Here is a 4,648-nt window from a genome sequence, read left to right on the forward strand (position 1 = left end):
ATTTGCGAATGTTCAACACGCCCTAAGCATCATCTAGGCTGAAGCGAACTTACCTTTGTATGCAGGTAGAACAGCATCTTTTAGCCATTGATTAAAAGGTAGGACGGCATGCTTGATCGCATCATTACCTTGTTCAGCCAGCCAGTTTAATTCAATAATTAAATCACGCATGACTTTGGGAATATCACCCAAATAGCGATCTTTGCCATCGCGTTCAGATAATCGAATAAAAATCCCTAGTACTTTTAAATGACGCTGTACGCCCATTACATTAACGTCGTTTTCAAGCTGAACCACATTATCGGCTGTGGTTAGCAATTGTTGCTTTTGTAGCTGCCAAAAGTCGTTAATCCATGCAGATACTTGGTGCTCTGGCCATTCAACATAAGCATCGCGTACCAATGATACTAAATCATAAGCATAAGAGCCGATGACGGCATCCTGAAAATCAATCACGCCTAAGCGCGATGTGTCCGCTTGGTCTTGCATGAGGTTACGACTATGATAGTCGCGATGCACAATGACTTGTGGCTGTAGCAGTATTTCATTGATGAGTGCCGATTTTAAGTTTTCCCACACCTCCTCATTCAGCTCTACGCCGATATAAGGGATAAACCACTCGCTAAACAGGTTCATTTCGCGATCTAATAACGACGTATCGTAATCTGGCAGCTGATACTGAGATTTTGCAGTCTCGACTGGTACCGTTTGCAGCGCTACTAACGTCTGCATGGCGAGCTGATAATAGTCATTGATTTGCTCTGGTGTTGCATCAGTCAGCAAATGAGCAAACTCTACTGTACCAAAGTCTTGTAGCACCAAAAAACCTTTTTCTAGATTTTGTGCGATGAGCGTCGGCACATTGATTGCAGGCGACATAAGCTTGGCAACATTGATGAACTGCCGCATGGCATCCTGCTCATCAGCAGAATCCATGACGATATGACGCGTATCTCCTGATCCGTCAGCCTCTAGCAGTTGAATGCGATGATAGCGGCGCGCACTCGCGTCACCCGGTAAACTGTCTAGATCAAAGGGCTTATCTACAAATACTTGCTGCAACCAATGCTCGAGTTGTTGTTGGCGATTGTCGTTATTGTTATCGGTCATGTCAGGCTCTATAGTGGTTTTATCAGTCATAATGGGCATCACAGGTTAAATATAAATCATAAATAATTAAAGTAGTGATAAGTCAGGCAAATACTTGCTAAAATGGTCATATCTTAAGCCGCAACAACTGCGTTAGTAGACATATCAAGATACCATTTAGTAATTTAACGATAAGCTGAAATTTTTAGCTCATTTAAAAGCAGCTTGGCTATATTATAAATTTTGGTAAATAGTGTAGCTGATTTGGTTTTTTTTGACTATGATTAGTCGTCATTATATGTAAAACAGCCAAATTCTTGAGATGACGCTATCGATGAGTGATTTTTTAGCCGTTCATTAACAACTCTGTCTTGTTGAATAATACGACTATGCAATTCAGTATCGCAATCCAATAGGCTCTGCAATCATAGGTGTGCCCTTGTTATATTCTCCGCTTTACCAAAGCATTCGTTTGATCTTATTTGGTGCCTTAGGCTTATCTAGCCTAACGGTTAATGCTGCCATCAACGATGCTGACACACAGACAACTGAGCCATCAAGTGCTGGTAGTACGAGCAGCTACCTTCCTGATACCAATAACAGTAATGTCACTCAAAGCAGTGATTACAACGATATCCGTTATAAAGACGCGCGCTCACAGATCGATAATTCTCAAAGAGCGACTCCTGCCTCTGATTTTGATGACACAGGTTTCGCAAGCGATGCTAAGTTAGAAGACAGCGCCTCCGATGATGTTTTGAATATCACAGAGATTAATGAGTCTTCTGATACCGCCTCGATACAACCATCAAATATGACAGATAGCGATCAGGTAAGCCGCGACACACGCGCTAATGCTATAGCTACACCTGAAAATACCGTAGCGGATTACCGTCAGCTAGATATCAATGATGAGAGCATTCAAGACAGTCTAGTGCGTTTGGCAGAATTTTATGAGCTTACACCAGAGACTCCTGTCTCAAATGACGTGGATAATATAGAAGATACTGAGTCAGATAACATACAGAGTACTTTAGCGCCTACAGCGCAGACCATTACAAAAGTCGGTAAAAACTTACGATTATTGCCAAACGCTATAGATAGTGCACAACGCTGTGAAGGTCAATGGGTCTATCCAAAGAGCAACCCTAATTATCAGCGTGCTGTGAATGAAGCTGGCGGTGCAAATGGACAACCCGTACCTGATGTCGACAGTATTCCCAACAATCAAGCACCTTTATTCACAGAGTCAGACTACGGTTATTACAATAATATCAACTATGCTGAGCTATCAGGTAATGTGAAAGTCGATCAGGGCACCCAGCATATCGAAGCAGAGAAAGTTGTGATTGATCTAAGCAATGGCGTGGCTGCTGCACAAGGTAGAGTCATGTTTACCGATCAGGCGACAGGACAATCACTGCAACGTAGCAATGCACCAAGCAACGCTCAAGCCAGCTTTAATGAAAGAGCAAAAAAAGGTGGTTTGATTGGGGTTGCAGACAGCTTAAATTATAATACTGAAACTGGACAATCAACAGCCAACGATGTGGCTTTTGCTAGTGTTGAGCTACAAGCACACGGCTACGCTAAACGCTTGAATAAGCCCAATGATAGTGAGTACGAGTTGGACGAGGTGATGTTTAGCACCTGTCCACCCACCAACCGTAAATGGCAATTTGATGCCAAAAGTATCGATTTGAATACTGATACAGGGCGCGGTGAAGCCTATAATACGACTTTTCGCATTGCTGACGTACCGGTCTTTTATCTCCCCTACTTTAACTTTCCAATAGACAGTCGTCGTAGTAGCGGATTTTTGTTACCAAGTGCGAGCGTGAGTAGTGAGAGCGGTGTTGAGATTGATGTTCCTTATTACTTCAACCTAGCGCCCAACTACGATGCCACGCTCAATACGCATGTATATACTGATCGTAATCCTATGCTCTCAGGTGAGTTCCGTTATTTGACCGAAAACTATGGAGAAGGCATTTTTAACGGTTCATACTTGCCTAATGACAAAGAATATAATGACGAAGATCGTAAAAGCTTTTTTTATGATCATTATTGGTCATCGAAAAGTATTCCACGGTTAAGTGGTGATGCCAAATACAGCTATGTATCAGATGCAGATTATCTTGATGATTTTGATACCTTAGGTTTATCAGATAACACGATCAATCTACCAAGGCGTGCTCGAGTTAATTATTATAATGATTACGTCGATGGTGAGTTAAAAGTAGAAACCTTCCAAACGTTAGATGCGTTTACTGATAACGGTGAGGCTCTAGAGGATAAAGACAAACCCTATTCACGCCTACCACAGCTAAAGCTCAACTATCGACTGCCGTGGGCGAAGAACTTTGACATCACTGGCGTACATGATTCTGCCTATTTTAAGAAGTCTATTGATGATGGCTCTGAGAATGAAAAGAGCGGCGCACGCATTTATAACAAAATAAGTGCCGTCTATCCGATGGAGAAGTCTTGGGGCTATATTAGACCAAAGCTAAGCCTACAGCACCTTTATACTTCCTATGATGAAGACAGCTTGGCAGACAATAACATCAGTGAAGAAGATGGTAGCCAATCCGTATTTGTGCCGCAAGCCAGTATTGATGCAGGTCTGAATTTCTACCAAGCAGGCTCACCCTTTGGCGCTTTTGATGACACCATGGGTGGCTATCGTCTGCTTAGCCCGCGGGTAAAATACACGTATTCACCGTACAAAAACCAAAATGATATTCCTAACTTCAATACTCGTATTGCCTCTATCAACTATGAGCAGCTATTTTCAGACAGTTGGTTTTTAGGTCATGACCGCTTGCAAGATCTGCACTCTATCACGCCTGGTGTCAATTATCGTTACATCGATGCAACGGGTGTGACACGTTTTGATGGTAGCATTGCAGAACAGTTCTATATAGATGATGGTCGTGTCACGCTTGATGATGAGCAACGAGTTTTCAACTCTTCTTCCTCAGGCATGGTATGGGATACCAGCACCCAACCTTATAACAATTTTTGGGTTGATGTGAGCGGTGCGCTGACTAACGACTATGATTTAAACTATATCACGACTGAGCTACGTTATCAGCCATCAGACAATAGCTTGTTCAATGTGGGCTATGTCAAGCGCCAGCGTGATGAAAATACGGATCAGTTGCCATTGTCCGCATTTACCGCCTCTGCTGTTTTCCCTATCAACAATAGCTGGCGGATATTGGCTCAAGGTCAATATGACTATAATAGTAATAAGATGCTTGATTCACTTATCGGCGTTGATTATGAAGATTGCTGTTTTGGCTTTGCAGTTTACGGTCGCCGTTACTATAATGACTTAAACGTCAAAGATGAACCAACACAAGCGGTTATGGCGGAAATTAGATTAAATGGTCTTGGTAGTGGCAGTAGCCGCTTAACACGATTGCTCTCTGATAAGATATTAGGCTTTGAACCTGTCCAAACTGCATGGAAAGACTAACGAGATTTTTTGCTAGATTATCGCACTATTTGCACAAATATTTATAAGGGGGCTGTCCTAGATAAGCAAAATTAT

At 42.3% G+C, this 4,648-nt stretch carries 2 protein-coding genes; one reads left to right on the forward strand and one right to left on the reverse strand.

All coding sequences use genetic code 11. The features are described from left to right. Positions 1 to 33 precede the first annotated feature (33 nt). Positions 34 to 1,140 (reverse strand): aminoglycoside phosphotransferase family protein, encoded by a 1,107-nt coding sequence (locus AS194_RS01005; protein WP_152978576.1) that lies wholly within the window; start codon positions 1,138 to 1,140, stop codon positions 34 to 36. Positions 1,141 to 1,528: 388 nt separating this feature from the next. On the opposite strand from AS194_RS01005, the gene AS194_RS01010 reads away from it, so the two are divergent. After that, positions 1,529 to 4,573, forward strand: coding sequence for an LPS-assembly protein LptD (locus AS194_RS01010; protein ID WP_058023638.1), 3,045 nt, complete (start codon positions 1,529 to 1,531; stop codon positions 4,571 to 4,573). Positions 4,574 to 4,648: the final 75 nt, after the last annotated feature.

This window comes from Psychrobacter piscatorii (assembly GCF_001444505.1).
In the GTDB taxonomy this organism is placed as follows: Bacteria; Pseudomonadota; Gammaproteobacteria; order Pseudomonadales; family Moraxellaceae; genus Psychrobacter; species Psychrobacter piscatorii_B.